Source organism: Pseudomonas ceruminis (genome assembly GCF_021602025.1).
Classification (GTDB): Bacteria; Pseudomonadota; Gammaproteobacteria; order Pseudomonadales; family Pseudomonadaceae; genus Aquipseudomonas; species Aquipseudomonas ceruminis.
Window position 1 is genome coordinate 1 of sequence record NZ_BQHW01000099.1, and the last position, 255, is coordinate 255.

Annotated in this window: 1 protein-coding gene; it reads right to left on the minus strand. The window is 56.1% G+C overall.

What is annotated here, in order from left to right:
• Window positions 1-255: hypothetical protein (locus tag L6D80_RS29985; RefSeq protein ID WP_236183120.1), on the minus strand; the 255-nt coding region annotated here is incomplete at both ends.

Genomic DNA, 255 nt, shown 5'->3' on the forward strand with positions numbered 1-255 from the left:
CGCCGATGTCGCCGATCGAGTTATCCAGTTGAGTCAGTTGACCACTGACAGACGTAAACCCTTCCTCTGTTCTAGATACCCTACCTGACACACTGGTGATCGCCGACGCGTTGGCCAGTGCTGCGTTTTCCGCGTTTTTGGCATTGTCTCGCCAGCCGGAAACTACCGGAGACAACTCAGCCTGGGCCCGGTCAACCTCGTAGTAGCCATCACTTACAACACCGCTCAGCGGCCCCCTAACTCGCAAAAGCAGAT